Source organism: Cryobacterium sp. Y57, assembly GCF_002929505.1.
Classification (GTDB): Bacteria; Actinomycetota; Actinomycetes; order Actinomycetales; family Microbacteriaceae; genus Cryobacterium.
Window position 1 is genome coordinate 91330 of record NZ_PJJL01000065.1, and the last position, 18943, is coordinate 110272.

The window sequence follows — 18943 nt, forward strand, 5'->3', positions numbered from 1 at the left end:
ATCCGTGTTTGAGAACATCTACCCCCAACTGATCGGCCTGTGCGCCGGGGCCCTGCTGCTGACGAGCGCGCTCATGGTCTGGCGACACTCCTTGCTCGCATCGATTCGACTACTCGCCCTGCAAGGCATCGCTCTCGCCGCTCTCGTGGCAGTCATCGGGATCGCCGAGGGCGAGTCTGAGCTGGTGCTCGTGTCGCTCCTCATCCTCTCGGTCAAGGGCATCGGCCTTCCCTGGGTGCTCGCCTACCAATCCAAGGCATCAATAAAACAGATTCAGGAATCGCCCCGGCTCAACCCGACCGCTGCGCTCTTGACGGTCACCCTGTTGACCATCCTCAGCTATGTCGTCGTCAGTCGTGTCTTCGGTCTCGGCGACAGCAGCACCGGTCATGCCGCTCCGATCGGCCTCGCCATGGTGCTCATCGGATTTCTGCTGCTGATCAGCCGGCGCCGTGCCCGATCGCAGCTCATCGGTTTTCTGCTGCTCGACAACGGCATCGCCACGATTACGTTTCTCACTAGCGGCGGGGTGCCGATTCTGCTCGAATTCGCGTTCTCCCTCGACGTTTTGCTGGTGGTGCTTATTCTGCATGTATTCGCGGGCCGCATGCGCACCAAGTTCGGCGGCACGGCCGTCGATCAGCTCAGGGAGTTGCACGATTGATGTCCTTAATACTGTGGATTCCCCTGGTCGGCCCGCTCGCCCTTGCCGGGCTCAGCCTGCTACCGGGCACCTTCGCGCTACGCCGTTTCGTCGGCGTCGCCGCGTCGAGCGCTGTCCTGATCGCCGGCCTGCTGCTGGTGAGCGCCGTACTGAACGGTGCCGTGCCCGAAACCGGCGGCGGCATGCTGCGCGCCGACGCCCTCTCGGCCTACATGATCAGCGTCGTCGGAGCGGTTGGCCTCATTGCAACCTGGGGCGGACTCAGCAGCGCCGCATCGAGCCGCACAAAAGACGCTGCCAGCTACGAGGCCCTCATCGCCTTGTTCCTCGCGGCCATGTCCCTCGCCGTTCTCGCCGACAGCATCGGCCTGATGTGGGCCGCCGTCGAGGCAACCACCATCGCCACCGCCTTCCTCGTGGGTCACCACCGAACCGGTCGCTCCCTCGAGGCAGCCTGGAAGTACGTCATCCTCGGTTCGGTCGGCGTGGCCATCGCGCTGTTGGGCATCGGCTTCATCTACGCCGCGTCCGTCGGCACCGACACCCCCACGCTGTCCTGGGTGCAGCTCAGTCAGTCAAACCTCGGCCTCGACCCGGCGCTCATCACCGCCGGCGGCGCCCTCGCCGTGCTGGGTTTCGCGACTAAGGCCGGCCTCGCTCCGATGCACAGCTGGCTGCCGGACGCCCACAGCCAGGCCCCGGCGCCGGTCTCCGGCCTCATGTCCGGCGTACTGCTCTCGGTCGCGCTCTACGCCATCCTGCGCATCCAGTCGATCACCGACCTCGTGATCGGCCCGGAATTTCTGCGCACCATGCTCAGCGTCGGCGGCCTGCTCTCGCTCCTCGTAGCCGCATCGCTGCTCATCCGCCAACGCGACTACAAACGGATGCTCGCCTATTCCAGCATCGAACATATGGGCCTCATGGCCATCGGGGTCGCTATCGGTCCAGCCGCGCTCCCCTCGGTACTGCTGTACGTTCTGGGCCACGGCCTGATCAAGGCGACCCTGTTCGTGATCTCCGGCCGCATCCTCAAGGTCGAGGGCACCCCGTTAATCGCGGACGTTCGCGCCCTGCTGGTGCGACGGCCCGGCCTCGCCGTGCCGTGGCTTATCGCCATGGCAGCCATCGTCGGTTTTCCGCCGTTCAGCATCTTCTTCTCCGAGGTCGGCATTATCATGGCTGGCTGGTCGGTGGGCCTCGGCGGTGTCGTGGGAGCGGCCTTGGTGCTGCTGCTCGTGATCTTCGCTGCGTTTACCCGTTTGACCGTTCAGATGACTCTCGGCCCTCCCGCCAATGGCGTTGGGTTCACCCCCGACTACTCGGCCCACGGTCCACGTCTGCCGATCATTTTGGCCCTGGCGACGACGGCGACGGTCGCGTTCGTCGCCGAACCGGTCGGCACTCTTCTACTGCAGGCCACAGCCGTTCTGGGAGGTAGTAACTGATGCGTGATGAGCGAACGCCGCACGACCTGGCCGCCGATAACCTGGCGGCTGGGGGAACTGAACTGCGATACCTGGACCGTTCCCAACTGCCGGGCGCTGCCAGCGCCTTGCTGGATGCTGGTAGCCGGCTGGCCCTCGTCGCCTGCCACGAGGACGTCGACGACTTTCGCATCGTGTATTCCTTCGTCGGAATCACCCCGTCGCTGCGCGCAGACCTCGCGGTCAGCGTGCCGCAAAACGACGCCTGGATTCCCAGCCTTGCCGAAATATCCCTGTCAGCGGGCAACTTCGAACGCGAAATACGCGACCTGTACGGTATCGTTCCCCGCAACCACCCGCAGCCACACCGTCTGGTGCGCCATGGCCACTGGCCGCGCGGCTGGTACCCGATGCTGCGCGCCAATGCCGTCGTGCCGAAGTTCGAGCCTGACGTTGAGTCGTTTCCGTTCGTGCCGGTGGAAGGGCCCGGCGTCTACGAAATCGCAGTCGGCCCGATCCACGCCGGCATCATCGAGCCCGGTCACTTTCGGTTCTCGGTCGTGGGTGAAACCATCGTACGCATGGAAGCCCGCCAGTGGTACCTGCATCGCGGCGTCGAAAAAGTGTTCGAGGGCAAGACCGCTGCCGAGGGCGTGCTTTTGGCCGAGCAGATCAGCGGTGACACCGCCGTCGGCCACTCCCTCGCTTTTGTCATGGCCGTCGAGCAGGCAGGCGGTATCGACGTCTCCGAGCCGGACCGGCTACTGCGTGCCCTGCTACTGGAGCTCGAACGCCTCTACAACCACGTGACCGACCTCGGCTCGCTCGCCAACGACGTGGGCTTCGGCATCATCGACGCGCACGCGCAGGGCCTGCGTGAGCAACTGATGCGCATCAACAAGTCGGTCACCGGGCATCGTCTGCTGCGCGGCGCCCTCAGCGTCGGCGGCACGCGCGTGACCGCACTCCCCGATGCGGCCGAGCTCACCAGCGTGAGCGCGGCCGTAGCCGAACTGGTCGGCATCACTCTCGGCCATGCCATCGTGCGTGGTCGCTTCACCGGGACAGCCCGGTTGTCCCGGGCACAGGCCCTCACGATTGGAACGCTCGGCTATGTCGCTCGCGCGTCGGGTATCGCTTCGGATGCGCGCTTGGAGCATCCGTTCGTCAACCTCGGCGAAGTCTTCCACGTCGTCACGGAAGAGGGCGGCGATGTACTGGCCCGGTACACCGTGCGTGCGCGCGAGCTCGAAGTGTCGACCGCCGTCGTGCTCGACCTGCTGCTGCGTCTACGCGGTCACACCGGTACCGCGTTCAGCGTGAAACCCACCTCGACCGGCACGGGCCTTGCCCTCGTCGAGGCCTGGCGGGGTACGACGACGCACCGGGTCGAACTCGCCGCCGACGGCACACTCAGCCGGGTGAAGATCGTCGACCCGTCGTTTCTGAACTGGCCCGCCGTGCCGCAGGCCTTGTCGGAGACGATCGTTCCCGATTTTCCGCTCACAAACAAGAGTTTCAACCTCTCGTACGGCGGAAACGACCTGTAGACAGGCTGACGGTACCCGACTAGCTGTGGCCGAGGACTATTCCGTTTCGAGGTGGCGGAGCAGAGCGTGCGAGTCCGCAAGGTTGGCCAGCACCATGCGCTTGGCCGCAGCCAGCAACTCAATCGAATTCGCGTCTTTCAGGGCATAGAAGATGGAGTTTCCCTCGCGACGCGTCGCGACCACGCCGGCACGACGCAGCACGCCGAGCTGCTGCGACAGGTTGGATAGCTCGCAACCGAGCGTCTCGGCTAAACTACCCACCGAGCGTTCACCGGCAACGAGCTGTTCCAAAACTTGCACGCGCAACGGATGTCCCAACGACTTGAACAAGTCGGACTTTAATTGGGCGACGGATAGACCAGAACTCAGCACGATCTGAGTATATCGCTACCTTATGATTCTTTCAACTAGATAGCGGGTTGCGCATCGCGCCTAACGGCGCAGCAGCCCATCGTTGAGTACGGCACGCGCGTAGCCGAGACTGTTCCCGTAGGCGTTGGGGTGAAAATTGGCGGGCGCGAACGGGTTCAGCGCATCAAACGCAAAATACGGTACGCGTGACCCGATGCCGTGCCCGGCGAATTCCTGCGATGCATCGACAAAGCGGATACGGTCCGTGCCCATTGCCCCGACGGAGCCCTTGATAACGAGGTTCAGCGCGTCGGTTGCACCGTTGAGCGCATCCCCCAGCGTGGAGAATCCCGGCTTGAACTGCCGTGGATAGCTCAAAACCGCGATCTTCGCCTGTGTCAACGTCGCCGCCACGAGCCCGTAGGTCTCCACGAGCTTGGGAGCCAGAAGGCGCAGCTGAGTCACGCTGGTACTGATGGCACCAGCACAGACCGGGCTGGCGGGGTCGGGGCGCACGCAGCCAAGACCACGTTGGAGCCGGCGTCGATGCCGCCAACGGTCAACGTGACCAACGCGGTCCTGGTGCTCACCCCGCGGAGCTGGCCGGGGACATCCGTGGTGGCGGCACCGGAACAGGCGTTATTCGACGAAAGCCGGTAGGAGCTGACCAGGGCGGAGAAAATCGGGTAACTGGCCCGTTTTAGAGCGCAGGCACGCAGTACCGTCCAGAATGTACGGCGGGGCCCCCTGGCCGGAAGTGAACGAGTCGCCGAGGGCGACGTATCCGACTGTAGATGTGGCAGCCGGGCCTGAGCGAGCGGTATCGCTCTGCGCGAGTGCCGGAGCACCGACCGTGCCCGCCAGCAAGGCAGCAGTGACCAGGGCGACCGCGCCAATGCGTCGGGGGAATCCTGAAACTAACCGTGTATTTGTCATGCCGCGAACGTAGTACCGGAGATCAAGCACGACAAGGCGTGCACATGCTGTCACTCGGGCGACGGATGCGAAAAGGCCCGCACTGCAAGCAGTGCGGGCCTTCCGTCAACCCGACCGACCTGGCGAGAGGTGATCGGGAGATCTAGTGGGGCAGTTTAGACCTCGGTCGACGCGTCTGCGCTGTCGGAAGCCGCGGCCCGGCCTTCGGTGTCAGCAGCCTCGTCGAGTACCGGGGCGAGCGACAGCTTGCCACGATCATCGATCTTCGTGATTTCCACGAGAACCTTCTGGCCGACGCCGAGAACGTCTTCGACGTTCTCGACGCGCTTACCACCAGCAAGTTTACGCACCTCAGAGATGTGCAGCAGACCATCCTTGCCCGGGAGCAGCGAGACGAAGGCACCGAACGCGGCGATCTTGACGACGGTTCCGAGGAACTGCTCGCCAACTTCGGGGTTGGTCGGGTTTGCGATGGCGTTGACCTGGGCCCGTGCGGCTTCGGCCGACGGTCCGTCGACGGCGCCGATGTATACGGTGCCGTCTTCCTCGATCGAGATGTCGGCACCGGTGGTGTCCTGGATCGAGTTGATCGTCTTGCCCTTCGGGCCGATCAGCTCGCCGATCTTGTCAACGGGAATCTGCACGCTGATGACGCGAGGCGCGGTGGGCGCCATCTCGTCGGGGGCGTCGATCGCCGCGTTGAGCACGGAGAGGATCGTGGTGCGGGCGTCTTTCGCCTGGGTCAGCGCGCCGGCCAAAACCGAGGCGGGGATGCCGTCGAGCTTGGTATCGAGCTGGATCGCGGTGATGAATTCGCTCGTGCCGGCGACCTTGAAGTCCATGTCACCGAGGGCGTCTTCGGCGCCGAGGATGTCGGTCAGGGCCGCGTAGCGGGTCTGACCGTCGACGGTGTCGCTGATCAGGCCCATGGCGATTCCAGCAACGGGGGCGCGCAGCGGCACACCGGCGTTCAGCAGCGACAGGGTCGAGGCGCAGACGGAACCCATCGAGGTGGATCCGTTGGAGCTCAGCGCCTCGGAGACCTGACGAATGGCGTACGGAAACTCTTCACGTGACGGCAGCACGGGAACGAGGGCACGCTCAGCGAGCGCGCCGTGGCCGATCTCGCGACGCTTCGGCGTTCCGACCCGGCCGGTCTCACCGGTCGAATAGGGCGGGAAGTTGTAGTTGTGCATGTAGCGCTTCTTGGTGACCGGGCTCAGGGAGTCGATCGACTGCTCGAGCTTGAGCATGTTCAGGGTGGTGACGCCCAGGATCTGGGTTTCACCGCGCTGGAAGATGGCCGAGCCGTGCACGCGCGGGATGACTGCAACCTCGGCGTCGAGCGGACGGATGTCGGCCAGTCCACGACCGTCGATGCGAATGCCCTCGTTGAGTACGCGTGAGCGCACGACGAGTTTGGTGACTGACTTGTATGCCGCGTTGACCTGGTTGTTGGCGCTCGCGTCGAGCTCGCCGGCGTCGACCTTGGCCGCGATGGCGGTCTTGACGGATGCCTTGAGCGCGTCGTCTGCGTTCTGACGTTCGACCTTGTCGGCGATCGTGTAGACCGTCTTGAGCTGGTCGTAAGACAGGGCGGCGACAGCGTCGTACGTGGCTGGCTGGTACGGCGGGAACAGCGCGAAGTCGGCGGTCGGCTTGGCCGCAGCGTCGGCTACCTGCTGCTGCGCGAAAACGAGCTGCTTGATGAAGGGCTTCGAGGCCTCGATGCCCTGGGCAACGACGGCTTCGTTGGGCGCGATGGCGCCACCCTTGATCAGGTTCCAAGCTGCATCGGTCGCTTCGGCCTCGATCATCATGATCGCGACGTCCTGAACGCCGCTGGCGTCCGTGACAACGCGACCGGCGACGACCATGCTGAACACGGCGTCGTCCAGCTGCGAGTGCTTCGGGAAGGCAACCCACTGCCCGCCACCGTTCTCGTCAGGGATGAGGGCGACGCGAACGCCACCGATCGGTCCGGAGAACGGCAGACCGGCGAGCTGGGTCGACATGGAGGCCGCGTTGATGGCGAGCACGTCGTACAGTTCGTCGGGTTCGATGGCCAGAACGGTGATGACGACTTGGATCTCATTGCGAAGACCATCGACGAACGACGGGCGCAACGGCCGGTCGATCAGGCGGCACGTGAGGATCGCGTCGGTCGAGGGACGACCTTCGCGGCGAAAAAAGCTGCCCGGGATGCGGCCGGCAGCGTACATGCGCTCTTCGACGTCGATGGTGAGCGGGAAGAAATCGAAGTTGTCCTTCGGATGCTTGCTGACGCTCGTGGCGGAGAGCAGCATCGTCTCTTCGTCAATGTACGCGGCGGCAGACCCCTGCGCCTGCTGGGCGAGACGCCCGGTTTCAAAACGGATGGTGCGTTTGCCGTACTTGCCGTTATCGATAACGGTCTCGGCGAACGTGATTTCTGGACCCTCCATGTGGGGGTTTTCTCCTTTAAGTTTGCTTCTCGCCATTCTGGCGACGAAGGCTCGCGTGCCCGTATGACAAGCGAGTTGGACGAGTCGATTCCGTAAAAATCGACCCCGTCCAGCCTAACAGATCCGCTCGAAGCCACCGGCGTCAGCCTTGCCAGAATCGCGGTCCGCGAGTATTTTGTCACCATGAAAACCGTGCTCGCCTTGCTCTTGACAGTTATCGTCATTGTTCTGCCGACCGCGCAGACCTCGCAGGCCGCTCCTGCGGCACTGCCCTCTCGTTCGTCAATCGTGCAGGCCGCGCGCTCCGCAACCGACTATTTCTATGCGCACAATGGCGGAGCGAGCTCCGATGCCGGCTGGAAATGGGCCCCCTATTTCATGGGGGTAGAGGCCCTCGTTCAGGAAACCAATGATCCGATCTACCGACAGTGGCTGCAGTCCTGGGGCGCACGAAACAACTGGACCGCCGACGCACCGTCAAGCCCCACGTCGAACCCCGACAGTCGTGCGGCCATCCAGGTCTGGCAGGACTCCGCAAATGTCGGGGTGAATGCAAACCTTGCGCCATCCGACAGGCTCATGGCCGGGGACCTCAGCCTCGCACCCAACCGGTATTGGTGGATCGACTCGATGTTCATGGGCCTGCCCCTGTGGCCGCGCTGGGCTACCCGAACCGGCAAGTCCACTTATCAAGCGAAGCATTCGCAGTTCTATAATTTTCTCAAGAACGACGGCACGACGCCGGTACGGCCTGGCTGCACCGCCGACGGGCTGTTTGATGTGAGCGAACAGCTGTGGTGGCGGGATTGCAAGTACGTCGGACAGCGAGATTCGCTCGGCCACAAAGTCATGTGGGCGCGAGGTAACGGCTGGGTGATCGGGGCGATGGCGCGCACGCTGATGGTGTTGCCGCCGGCAGACCCGCAGTTCACCGAGTATAAAACCATGCTCCAGAAGATGGCCGCCCGGCTGGCCCAGCTCCAGGGATCTGACGGAATGTGGCGCAGCAGCCTGCTCAGCCCGTCACTCTTTCCAGCGCCCGAAACCAGCGGTACGGCGCTCTTCGTCTACGCGATGGCGTACGGCATCCGCACCGGCCTACTCGACTCGGCGACCTACCTTCCAGTCATCACGCGCGCTTGGGCCGGACTCAGCACGATTTCGCTGAAAAGTTCGGGCTTCTTGTCAAACTGCCAGGGCGTTGGGGAGGCCCCGGCCAATCCCAGCACGACAACGTCCATTGCCTACTGCGTTGGTGCGTTCACGTTGGCTGCGTCCGAGGTCGCCCGACTGAGCGGTGTCCTGGCCTCCGACACCTTCGGTCGCACCGTCACCGGCGCCCTGGGATCAGCCGAGCTGGGAGGTTCGTGGACCGCAGCCACCGGCTCCTCCGTGGCACGCGGAGTCGCGCAGCTGACCACGACGCCGGGAAGCACCCGGGGTTCGTACCTGAATGGAGTGTCCAGCCAGGACACTGAGGTGCGCACGAGCCTCAACTTCGTGCGACCGACTACCGGGTCTGCCTACATCGCGGTCATCGGTCGGCGCATCGGCAGCGCGTCCTACGGAGCCAGGCTCGTTGTGGCGCCGAATGGAAGCGTCAAGCTGCAGATTCGACGCACGAATTCGACCGTGGTGGATCTGATCGTTCCCGGGCTCACCTACGCCCCTGGAAATCGACTGCAACTTCGATTGCAGGTCACGGGAGCCTCGCCCACGGCGATTCGAGCCAAGGTATGGAAGGTTGGCACGGCCGAACCCAGCACATGGCAGGTCAGCACGAGCGACTCGACGGCCGGCCTGCAATCGGTTGGTTCCATCGGCCTGGTGCTGTACTCCGGCAGCAACGCCGTTCCCTCGCCCCTCGTCGTGTCGATCGAAGAGCTCTGGGCCGGCTCCACCCGATAACCGAGGTTCGAGTGATCGCCCGGATCCCTCCGGCGCTGTTGCGCCGATCTGCGCGGTCAATGCCTGTCTGCTCGGTCAAGGCCGATCTGCTCGATCGACGCCGATCTGCTCGCCAGCTCGCGCTCGAGCGGGGAACGAGCGAACAATGATCGTTAGTCGATGCGTGTCGCCTCGCCTGCAGTGACCCTGGCCGCTTCGGCGGCAGCGGCACGCTGCTTGATGCCGAGTATCGAGTGTCGGCGTCCATAGGCAAAGTAGACGATGAAGCCCACGACCAGCCAGACCGCGAAGCGCACCCAGGTGAGGGTCGTGAGGTTCAGCATCAGCCAGATGCACAGCACAGCCGAGAGAATCGGCAGCACCGGGGAGAACGGCACCTTGAAAGCGCGCGGCAGGTCGGGGCGTTTCTTACGCAGCACAACCACGGCGATGCTGACGAGCACGAACGCCGACAGGGTACCGATGTTGATCATTTCTTCGAGCACCCCAACGTCGGTGAGGCCGGCAAGCAATGCGACGGCGGCACCGGAGATGATCTGGATCCGTGCCGGAGTGCGGCGTTTCTCGGTCGTGACGCTCAGCCAGCGCGGCAGCAGGCCGTCGCGACTCATCGCGAACAGCACGCGGGAGAGGCCGAGCAGCAGCACCATGATGACCGTCGTGAGACCGACCAGGATTCCGATCGAAATGATCTGGGCAGCCCAGCCGGCGCCGACAGCGACGAACGCGGTGGCGAGTGACGCGTTCGGGTCGTCGGCAAGCACCGTGTACGGCACCATCCCGGTCAGTACCAAGCTCACGCCGAGATAGAGCACCGTGACGATGGCCAGTCCGGCGAAGATACCTCTCGGCAGGGTCTTCTGCGGATTCTTGACCTCTTCGGCGCTCGTAGCGACGACATCGAAACCGATGAACGCGAAGAACACCAGGGATGCGCCGGCGAGCAGGCCGAACAGGCCGTACTGTGCGGGGGCCGCACCGGTCATGAAGGAGAACAGCGACTGCATCCAGACGTCACCGTCTCCGCCCTGTGTGGGCACCTCGGCGGGGATGAACGGGGTGTAGTTCTTCGGGCTGATGAAGAAGGCTCCGACGATGATGACGAAGACGACGATGGCGACCTTGATGATCGTGAAGACGCTGGCCACGCGGGCGGAGAGCTGAGTGCCGAGCACAAGCAGGGCGGTGAAGATGGCCACGATGACGAAGGCGCCCCAGCTCACGTCCAGGCCGAGCACCTTGATGGTGGCGGGAACGTTCCAGCCGGCCAGGTCGAAGACTGTGCTGAGGTAAATGCCCCAGTATTTGGCGATCACGGCGGCAGCGGTCAGCATCTCGAGGATGAGGTCCCAGCCGATGATCCAGGCCAACAGCTCGCCGAGGGTGGCGTAGGTGAAAGTGTAGGCGGAGCCGGCGACCGGCACCGCGGACGCGAACTCGGCATAACACATGATGGCGAGGGCGCAGGTGACGGCGGCCAGCAGAAAAGCAAGCGTGACCGACGGTCCGGCATAACTGCCGGCGGCCTTGGCCCCTACCGAGAAGATTCCCGCACCGACAGCCACGGCGACACCCATGATCATGAGGTCCCAGGTACCCAGAGTGCGTTTAAGGCTGTGGCCCTTCTCCAGCGAGTCTGCTATCGAATCTTCAATACTCTTGGTGCGCGAGAGACTCATGCGTAGTGGTGTCCGTTCGTTATTGCCAACCCCCTATGCTAGCAACCCGATTCTCACCTGTTCAGTACCTGCCCCGAGATGACGCGGTACGCACAACGGGCCGCCACCAAAAAGGTGACGGCCCGTTGTGAAGAAGTTTGCGTTATCAACGCTGCCTTCGCTACAAAGAAATTAGCGACGCAGGCCGAGGCTGCCGATCAGTGTGCGGTATCGAGTAATGTCGATGTCCGACAGGTAACCGAGCAGACGGCGACGCTGACCAACCATGAGAAGCAGGCCACGACGTGAGTGGTGGTCGTGCTTGTGCTCTTTCAGGTGCTCCGTGAGGTCGAGAATGCGCTGCGTGAGCATTGCAATCTGAACTTCCGGGGACCCGGTGTCGCCTGGGTGCGTAGCGTACTTTTCGATGATCGCCTTCTTAGCATCTGGTTCGAGTGCCATAAAGTGGGATCCCCTTTCTCTCACTGCGCGGTGCCCTTGGCCAAATGCCTGAGCTCTCTTTATCCGCGGCCGTTGAACGGCAACCTTCATACTTTAGCAGAGTGGATGACCAACGCGCTCACCCGGCGGGAATTGGCGGCAACGAACCGGTCTGTCCTCACCCCGGCTACCGCTACAGTGGTGGAACAATCGAGGAGGTGCACGTTTGGGTACATTGCTTTACGGCAATCCGGGCATCGTGATCACCTTCGATGATCGCGCCCTGATGCACTTGCAGATCGTGATCAGCACCAAGCTGCGTCGACGCGAAAGTTTCGTCTTCACCTGGACCGATTCTGTCGGTGAGGGCAGCGGCCGCAGCGCCATCTGGCTCGACCCGACGAGCACGCTTTACTACCGGTATTTCGGCAGCCGGACCCCGTCTATCAATCGTGACTGGATCGAGGCGCTCATGCTTTCGGCCAACAGCGCCGGCGGCCTGGTCTTCATCGCCGAACCCGAGCCGAGCGCGCTGCCCTCCACGAAGACGCGTCGCTAACTCACGCGGTGAGCTCGCCGAGCACCTCGTCGAGAGCGTGCAGAAAATGGCTGGTGCTGGTGACGGTGAGGCAGAGCGGCGGCGTGATCTTGAGTACGTTTTCGAAGTGGCATGTGCGCTGCACGATGATGCCCCGCAGGAGGAATTCGTCACGGAGCCGGGCCGCCGCCGCGGTTGCCGGAGTGGACTTCGCCCGGTCGCTGACCAGTTCGACGCCAAGTTAGAGCCCCAGACCGTAGACCGCACCGATCAGGTCGAACCGTTCGCCAAGCCGTTCACGCTCTGGCTTGAGATGCCGCCCGACGATGTCGGCGTTGCCGTGCAGACCCTCGTCACGCATGATAGGGAGCACCTTCAGGCCGTCTATCGGCGCCGTGATCACGGTCCCGGTGACAGGATCAAATCGGTTCAGCGCCTGCGAACACGACGCTTCGACGGGCTCACCGCGGCAGTCGGACGCGGCGCATCCGGTGTGTTCCAGGCTTTGGCGATGGCCCAGGCGACGGCCGCGATCGGTACCGACAGTACGGCACCGACGATACCGCCAAGGATGGTTCCGGCGGTCAGCCCGACCAGGATGACGAGCGGATGCAGCTTCAACGACTGCGCCATGACGACCGGCTGCAGAAAGTTGCCCTCGAGTTGGTTGACCGCGATCACGATGATGATGACGATGAGGGCGACGCCCGGCCCACTCGCGACGAGGGCGACCAAGGCTGCGAGCACACCGGCCGCGGTCGCACCGATCAACGGAATGAACGCACCGAGGAAAACGATGACCGAGAGTGGGAGGGCGAGCGGCACCTGCAAGATTGCAAGGCCGATGCCGATCGCGGTGGCGTCGACGGCGGCGACGATCGCCGTGCCGCGTACGTAACCGCCGAGCACCCGCAGTGAGGTGTGGCCGATGCGGCGCCCGCGGGCGAGGCGCTCGCCCTTGAACGGCGTCAGGAAGAAGTTCCAGATCTGGCCGCCGTCTTTGAGAAAGAAGAACAATATGACTATGAGTAGCACGGTTCCGGTGATCAGTTCGAAGACAGCGGATGCCCCGGCAAGTGCTCCGGTGCCGAACTGGCTGCTGGTGAGAAAATCGACGATTGCCGTGCGGGCGTCGTCGATCTGCTTTGCGTCGACCTGGATCGGCCCGTCGATGAGGAACTGCTGAAGGCGGTCGATACCCTGGGAGGCCGAGGAGAACAGCTCGTTCCACTGGTCACGTACAGCGAAGACGATGAGCGTGATGATGCCGCCGAACACGACGATGCCGCCGAGCAGGGTGATCCAGGTGGCCAGGATGGCAGCGACGCCACGCTTCCGCAGGCCGTTGATCACCGGGCTCAACGCTGAGGCGAGGATTATCGCTATCAGCACCGGGATGACGACGAGCTTGAGTTGCACCAGGCCGAAGATGATCACCGAGGCCAGCAGGATGACGAGCAAAATCTGGCCGCTGCGCAATCCGAGCCAGCCGAGCCGATCGGTCAGCGGGGTGCGAGGCACCAGGGGGGTGAGGTCGTCGTGTGCGCGCATGCACCCAGCCTAGACATCCGCCGTGCGGAAACCCCGCTCGACCGGTCTCTTTGGCTGATTCATGTGAAAATGGCGGCGACCGCACCGAGGATCGACTCATCGCCCGAGTAGATCCCATTCTCGCGCGGCCAGTGGCTGATCACGTCGGTGAAGCCGAGCTCGGCGGCCCGGCCGACGGCATCCTCGAACACATTTATGCTCTGCAGGGAATATGTTCCGCCGCTGTCGAGCGAGAGATAACGGTCGATCGTAAGGGGGTCGCGACCGTCGCCGCTGACAACGTCGTCGAGCCGGTGGGTGAGATCGCGCACGCTGGTCCACCAACGCTCCCCCTCCGCACCGTCCTGCCCGGTGGTCACCCAGCCCTGCCCGAAACGGCTCACCAGTCCCAGGCCCTTCGGCCCGTTGGCGGCGATCAGGAACGGTACTCGCTGGCGGGCCGGGCCGCTGGCCGGGTATGCCACCATGCGCGCGTTGTTGGCGGTGTACCACTCGCCGGCGAAAGTGATGCCGTCGGTCGTGCCGGGTTCTTCGCCGCGCAGCAGCAGGTCGAGGTCTGTGACGAATTCGGCGAAGCGTTCGTGCCGCTGCCGGGGGGTGTACTCCCGCGCACCGAGAACGCTCGCGTCGAAACCGGTGCCGCCCGATCCGATACCCAGCAGAAACCGCCCGCCGGACACATCGTCGACCGTCGCGACATCTTTGGCGAACGGCACCGGATGCCGAAAGTTCGGTGACGAGACACAGGTGCCCAGCATGATGCGTTCGGTCACGGCCGCGGCAGCGGTCAAGGTGGGGATGGTCGCGTTCCACGGTTCATCGGCGAGCGAGCGCCAGGAGAGGTGGTCGTAGGTGAAGGCGTGGTCGAAGCCGTACTGCTCGGCTCCGAGCCATTTTCTGCGGGCAACCGACCACGGGTCCTGTGGAAGGATGATGATTCCAAAGCGCATGCGACGAGTTTATTCAGTCGCGCGAAAACGCGTAGTTGCAATGTCGGCGGCCGGTGCCAGACTCTGCTCATGGACAATTCCGCGCTCCACACCGTGTGCACAATCGTTCCGCCCTATCTGTTGGTCAGGCTGGCGAAACTTGACGAACCCCGGTTCGCGCAGGCCGCAGCATCCGCACGGGCGTCATTGCTGCGGGACTCGCAGCTTCGGCAATTGCGCGACGGGGTCCATCCGTTTGCTTATTCCGGAGCTCGCACCCTGCCGGCGCGTACCCCGGGCGAGTCAGACCGCACCATTTCGGATGCCGGCGGCCAGGAACGACTGCCCGGTCGGCAAGTGCGCGCCGAGGGGCAGCCTGCCGGGGGCGACCCGGCCGTGAACGAGGCTTACGACGGTCTCGGCGCCACGCAGATGCTGTATTGGACGCAGTACGGACGGGACAGCATCGACGGCAACGGACTTCCCATGGATGCGACCGTGCACTACGGCAAACAATACGATAACGCCTTCTGGGACGGCGAACGCATGGTGTTCGGCGACGGTGACGGGCAGATCTTCAACCGCTTCACTATTTCGCCCAGTGTGATCGGTCACGAGCTCACGCACGGGGTCACCCAATTTACGGCCAATCTTGAGTATCGTGGCCAGTCGGGGGCCCTCAACGAGTCCATCTCCGACGTGTTCGGCGCCCTGGTCGAGCAGCACGCCAGAAATCAAGCGACGGAAGACGCTAGTTGGCTGATCGGCGAAGGCCTGTTCACGGACCAGGTCGAGGGTGTTGCCCTGCGCTCGATGAAAGCGCCCGGCACCGCGTATAACGATGATGTGCTGGGTAAAGATCCGCAGCCCGGCGACATGACCGGGTACATCGAAACCGACGATGACAACGGCGGAGTGCATCTCAATTCCGGTATTCCCAACCGCGCGTTCTACCTGGTTGCCGACACTCTCGGCGGCAACGCCTGGGAGACCCCGGGCCACATTTGGTATGACACGTTGACCGGCACCGGGCTGAACCGTCAGAGCGACTTTGCTGCTTTCGCTGCGGCGACGGCCGACACCGCGGCGAGACTGTACGGCAGCGGAGGTGCCGCCCATAACGCGGTGCTCCAGGCCTGGGCGACGGTGGGCGTGGTGGCGGCGATTCCCGCTCCTCTTCCCCCCATCCGGCCGGTATTGCCAAGACCGCCGACCGCGCAAAATACACCGCTGCCACCCGAGTAGCATCGCGGTATGAAAGTCATCGTCTCCCGCAGCGGCGGGATGGCGGGAATCCGCCTGACCTGGGAAGTTCGGGTCGAAGAACAGCCCGACCCGAGCACGTGGACAGAGTTCTTGAATTCTCTGCCCTGGGATGACGTCACCGACAGCGAGGCCACGCCCGACCGCTTCGCCTACCGCATTCGGTGCGCTCCGCATGAGGTAGTGCTCGCCGAACCCCAGGTGAACGGGCCGTGGCGTGATCTGGTCAACCGGGTCAGGGCCGCCAACGGCATGTAAGGACCCTGGCCCGGTTCAGGTGTTACGCCTTCGGACGACGACCCCAGCGCGGGCGGCGCGTCGAATCATCGGTCAATGCCGCTTCGATGTGTCCGTCGACCTGATCACCGAAGTGGTCGTCGAAGTTCTCTTCGAGGTGCGCGGTGACGGACTTGCCGATGCGGCGCGCCATCTCCTCACGACGCTGGCGCCGTTCGGCCGCCACCAAGACCTCATGTTCGATGCGGAACGCCTTGTAGATGGCAATGCACATGCCGATCATCACGATGCTCACCGGAATCGCGGTCAAGATCGCGCCGGTCTGCAGGGCCGCTAATCCGCCAGCCAGCAGCAGCGCGATGGCTACGAGCCCGCCGAGGCCGGCCCACATGATGCGACTCCACTTGGGCGGATTGGTATCACCGCCGGAAGCGAGCATGTCGATGACGAGCGAACCCGAATCGGCTGAGGTGATGAAGAAGATCGCAATGACGATGACCGCGATCACCGAGAGGATCACGCCGAACGGAAGGGTGCCCAGAAGGCTGAACAATACATTCTCGGGGATGATGCCGCCCTTCGGGTCGAAGAGCCCGCCGCCGTCACCCGCCCACGCCTGACGGATGGCACTGCCACCCATGACAGCGAACCAGACGAACGTGACCAGGGTTGGAACGAGCAACACGCCGGCAATGAACTGTCGAACCGTGCGTCCGCGTGAAATGCGCGCGATGAACACGCCAACGAACGGGGCCCACGAGATCCACCAGCCCCAGTAGAAGATGGTCCAGGCACCCTGAAAGTCCAGGCCGGCCTGGCCAGTGAACGCTCCGGTGTCAAAGGTGAGTCCGACGACGTTTTCGAAGTAGCCGCCGACCGACTGCACGAGCAAACGCAGCAGATACATCGTGGGGCCAAGAAGCAGCACGGCCACGAGCAGAAGACCAGCCATGCCGAGGTTGATGTTGGAAAGCCATTTGATGCCCTTGCCGACGCCGCTGACGACCGAAGCCGTCGCGATGATCGTGATAACGACGATCAAAATGATGAGCAGGGTATTGGTGACCTCGCCGACTACTCCGAGGAAGCTCAGTCCGGCGGCGATCTGCTTGACACCGAGTCCGAGGGAGGTCGCGACACCGAACAGGGTACCGACGATGGCGATCACGTCGATCGCGTCACCGAGGCGGCCCTTGACCCGGCGGGTGCCGAGGAGCGGCTCGAGGGCCCAGCGAATGGAGACCGGCCGACCCTTCCGATGGATCGAGTAGGCGAGGGCCAGGCCGACAACGGCGTAGATGGCCCAGGCGTGGAACCCCCAGTGCAGGAAGGTCTGCGTCATCGCTGCGGCGGCGAGATCCGCGGAATCACCGGTCACACCGGGCTTTGGGGTCGTGAAGAAGGTGAGGGGTTCAGAGGCCCCCCAAAAGACCAGGCCGATGCCCATGCCGGCAGCGAAGAGCATCGAGAACCAGCTCATCAGACCAAATTCAGGTTCGTCGTCGTCTTTACCCAGCTTGATGTCGCCGAAACGGCTCAGTCCCATCCAAATGGCGAACACGACGAAGGCCGCGACGATAACCACGTAGTACGGGCCAAGCCCGGCTACCACCCAGCCCTGCAACAGGGCGAGGACGCTGCCCGTACGCACGGGAAAGGCGATGGCGACGATGACGACGGCCAGGATGATGCCGAGTGCCGGGTAGAACACTCGCGGCGCCGCAACGACAAAAAGCCGGGTTTTGGAAGGGCTTCTGTGTGGCGTTTTCGCCGGTACTTCGGGTAATGCACTCACTGTGGAACCCTCTCAGGAATAGTTTGCGACGCGCAATTAAACCCCTCAGGATGAAACCGCTTGTGCACCGCCAGGTGCCTGCCCCGCTGGGCAAATTTCCAGCTTACAGGCATAACACCCTAGATAAGGGGACAAAATATTTTCGGCCTCAGTTTGCCTGCTGGGATAAGAAACATGCCGGCCCGGCTCGCCCTGTGGCTCGGGTCGTGTGACGATGGCTCATGACTTTCAACGACGTGAACGCGGCCGCATCGGCCGTGCAGAATCTCAGCGAAGAGGAATGCTGGAATGCCTTGCTCTCGACTAGTCTGGGCCGCCTGGCCGTGGCCGTCAGTGGCCTCCCCGATATTTTCCCGGTCAATTTTGTCGCCGCCGACCGGCGTCTACTGTTCCGTACATCTCCGGGCACCAAACTGATCGAGCTCACGGTCAACAATCACGTCGCGTTCGAAACAGATGGCGTGGGCCGCGACGAAGCGTGGAGTGTCGTCGTGCATGGAACGGCCCGCGCGCTCGACACCCAGCGGGACATCGACGACGCCGCAGCGTTGCCGTTGCACCCGCTGATTCCCACGGTCAAGCCGGTTTTCGTCGAGATCGTGCCGGATTCGATCACCGGGCGGCGGTTTGTGCTTGGCCCGGAGCCGACGGCGACCCTGACCTGATCGTTGCTGATCAGGTCAACGCGCAGATAAAACGGGATACAGCTACAGCAGCCGTATCCCGTTTTGAGTGCTTCTTGGTGCCGCGGGTTAGCTCACGCCGAGTAGGTCGATCACGAAAATCAGGGTCTGGCCGGAGAGACGGTGGCCAGAGCCGGCCGGTCCGTAAGCGAGGTGCGGCGGCACAACGAGCTTGCGGCGTCCACCGACCTTCATACCGGGGATGCCTTCCTGCCAGCCGGCGATGAGTGAGCGCAGCGGAAAGTTGATCGACTGGCCACGGTTCCAGGACGAGTCGAACTCGTCGCCGGACGCGAACTCGACGCCGAGGTAGTGCACGTCGACGGTGGCTCCCGCCGTAGCTTCAGCGCCATCACCGACGACGACATCGGTGATCTCGAGGTGTTCGGGCGCAGCGCCCTCGGGGAAGTCAATTTCGGGCTTGGAATTCAAATCAGTCATACCCCTATCCAAGCGGATTCCGCCCCGGATTGCTTACCAGGGCTGCTGCGAAAATAATGCTTGCGCCTGGCGGGTTCCGGGTGCACTCTTGGTATACACCAACTCGTCGCATCGGGAGAGTCGTCGG

The 18943-nt window shown here is 63.5% G+C and carries 19 protein-coding genes; 8 read left to right on the plus strand and 11 right to left on the minus strand.

Annotation, left to right across the window (positions count from 1 at the left end):
- The first annotated feature begins 4 nt into the window (after positions 1 to 4).
- From CXY72_RS08615 to CXY72_RS08625, 3 genes are read left to right on the plus strand one after another with little or no spacing between them, the layout of a single operon-like run.
- Entirely contained in the window at positions 5 to 664 is a 660-nt protein-coding gene (locus tag CXY72_RS08615; RefSeq protein ID WP_104127280.1) for a hypothetical protein, read from the plus strand.
- Entirely contained in the window at positions 664 to 2112 is a 1449-nt protein-coding gene (locus CXY72_RS08620) for a proton-conducting transporter membrane subunit (RefSeq protein WP_104127281.1), read from the plus strand. The genes CXY72_RS08615 and CXY72_RS08620 overlap by 1 nt, the downstream gene beginning before the upstream one ends.
- On the plus strand, positions 2112 to 3641 hold the full coding sequence (locus CXY72_RS08625) for an NADH-quinone oxidoreductase subunit C (RefSeq protein WP_104127282.1): 1530 nt from the start codon (positions 2112 to 2114) through the stop codon (positions 3639 to 3641). The genes CXY72_RS08620 and CXY72_RS08625 overlap by 1 nt, the downstream gene beginning before the upstream one ends.
- A gap of 36 nt (positions 3642 to 3677) precedes the next feature.
- Here CXY72_RS08625 and CXY72_RS08630 read toward each other — a convergent pair whose 3' ends face one another.
- The 4 genes from CXY72_RS08630 to CXY72_RS08640 form a co-directional block, all read right to left on the minus strand.
- A complete protein-coding gene (locus CXY72_RS08630; protein ID WP_233197721.1) occupies positions 3678 to 4013 on the minus strand; it encodes a metalloregulator ArsR/SmtB family transcription factor in 336 nt (111 codons plus the stop codon).
- Positions 4014 to 4073: 60 nt separating this feature from the next.
- Positions 4074 to 4457: a hypothetical protein gene (locus CXY72_RS08635; protein WP_146071116.1), complete on the minus strand. Its 384-nt coding sequence runs from the start codon at positions 4455 to 4457 to the stop codon at positions 4074 to 4076.
- A gap of 174 nt (positions 4458 to 4631) precedes the next feature.
- Positions 4632 to 4928, minus strand: a complete 297-nt coding sequence (locus CXY72_RS19240; RefSeq protein WP_146071117.1) for a hypothetical protein — start codon at positions 4926 to 4928, stop codon at positions 4632 to 4634.
- 155 nt (positions 4929 to 5083) lie between these two features.
- Positions 5084 to 7372, minus strand: coding sequence for a polyribonucleotide nucleotidyltransferase (locus CXY72_RS08640; RefSeq protein ID WP_104127284.1), 2289 nt, complete (start codon positions 7370 to 7372; stop codon positions 5084 to 5086).
- Between the two features lie 183 nt (positions 7373 to 7555).
- Here CXY72_RS08640 and CXY72_RS08645 point away from each other — a divergent pair, with 183 nt between their 5' ends.
- Positions 7556 to 9280, plus strand: coding sequence for a glycoside hydrolase family 88 protein (locus tag CXY72_RS08645; RefSeq protein WP_104127285.1), 1725 nt, complete (start codon positions 7556 to 7558; stop codon positions 9278 to 9280).
- A gap of 152 nt (positions 9281 to 9432) precedes the next feature.
- On the opposite strand, the gene CXY72_RS08650 is transcribed toward CXY72_RS08645, so the two are convergent.
- Positions 9433 to 10959: an amino acid permease gene (locus tag CXY72_RS08650; protein ID WP_104127286.1), complete on the minus strand. Its 1527-nt coding sequence runs from the start codon at positions 10957 to 10959 to the stop codon at positions 9433 to 9435.
- 171 nt (positions 10960 to 11130) lie between these two features.
- A complete protein-coding gene (rpsO, locus tag CXY72_RS08655) occupies positions 11131 to 11400 on the minus strand; it encodes a 30S ribosomal protein S15 (protein WP_092112143.1) in 270 nt (89 codons plus the stop codon).
- A 205-nt stretch (positions 11401 to 11605) separates the two neighbouring features.
- Between rpsO and CXY72_RS08660 the strand changes: the two genes are divergently transcribed.
- Positions 11606 to 11938, plus strand: coding sequence for an ATP-dependent DNA ligase (locus CXY72_RS08660; protein ID WP_233197722.1), 333 nt, complete (start codon positions 11606 to 11608; stop codon positions 11936 to 11938).
- A gap of 1 nt (position 11939) precedes the next feature.
- Here CXY72_RS08660 and CXY72_RS20350 read toward each other — a convergent pair whose 3' ends face one another.
- The 3 genes from CXY72_RS20350 to CXY72_RS08670 all read right to left on the minus strand — a co-directional run bounded on the left by CXY72_RS20350 (position 11940) and on the right by CXY72_RS08670 (position 14418).
- Positions 11940 to 12062, minus strand: a complete 123-nt coding sequence (locus tag CXY72_RS20350; RefSeq protein ID WP_255409272.1) for a hypothetical protein — start codon at positions 12060 to 12062, stop codon at positions 11940 to 11942.
- 284 nt (positions 12063 to 12346) lie between these two features.
- Entirely contained in the window at positions 12347 to 13468 is a 1122-nt protein-coding gene (locus CXY72_RS08665; protein ID WP_104127287.1) for an AI-2E family transporter, read from the minus strand.
- Between the two features lie 59 nt (positions 13469 to 13527).
- Complete coding sequence (locus CXY72_RS08670; protein WP_104127288.1) at positions 13528 to 14418, minus strand: LLM class flavin-dependent oxidoreductase; 891 nt, start codon at positions 14416 to 14418, stop codon at positions 13528 to 13530.
- 69 nt (positions 14419 to 14487) lie between these two features.
- On the opposite strand from CXY72_RS08670, the gene CXY72_RS08675 reads away from it, so the two are divergent.
- Entirely contained in the window at positions 14488 to 15642 is a 1155-nt protein-coding gene (locus CXY72_RS08675; protein ID WP_104127289.1) for a M4 family metallopeptidase, read from the plus strand.
- A gap of 9 nt (positions 15643 to 15651) precedes the next feature.
- Positions 15652 to 15918 carry a protealysin inhibitor emfourin gene (locus CXY72_RS08680; protein WP_104127290.1) on the plus strand — a complete coding sequence of 89 codons (267 nt, stop codon included), beginning with the start codon at positions 15652 to 15654 and terminating at the stop codon, positions 15916 to 15918.
- Between the two features lie 22 nt (positions 15919 to 15940).
- Here the strand turns inward: CXY72_RS08680 and CXY72_RS08685 are convergent, their stop codons facing one another.
- Positions 15941 to 17692, minus strand: a complete 1752-nt coding sequence (locus CXY72_RS08685; RefSeq protein ID WP_104127291.1) for a BCCT family transporter — start codon at positions 17690 to 17692, stop codon at positions 15941 to 15943.
- A 221-nt stretch (positions 17693 to 17913) separates the two neighbouring features.
- On the opposite strand from CXY72_RS08685, the gene CXY72_RS08690 reads away from it, so the two are divergent.
- Positions 17914 to 18357 carry a pyridoxamine 5'-phosphate oxidase family protein gene (locus tag CXY72_RS08690; RefSeq protein WP_104127292.1) on the plus strand — a complete coding sequence of 148 codons (444 nt, stop codon included), beginning with the start codon at positions 17914 to 17916 and terminating at the stop codon, positions 18355 to 18357.
- A gap of 87 nt (positions 18358 to 18444) precedes the next feature.
- On the opposite strand, the gene CXY72_RS08695 is transcribed toward CXY72_RS08690, so the two are convergent.
- A complete protein-coding gene (locus CXY72_RS08695) occupies positions 18445 to 18816 on the minus strand; it encodes an FKBP-type peptidyl-prolyl cis-trans isomerase (protein ID WP_104127293.1) in 372 nt (123 codons plus the stop codon).
- Positions 18817 to 18943: the final 127 nt, after the last annotated feature.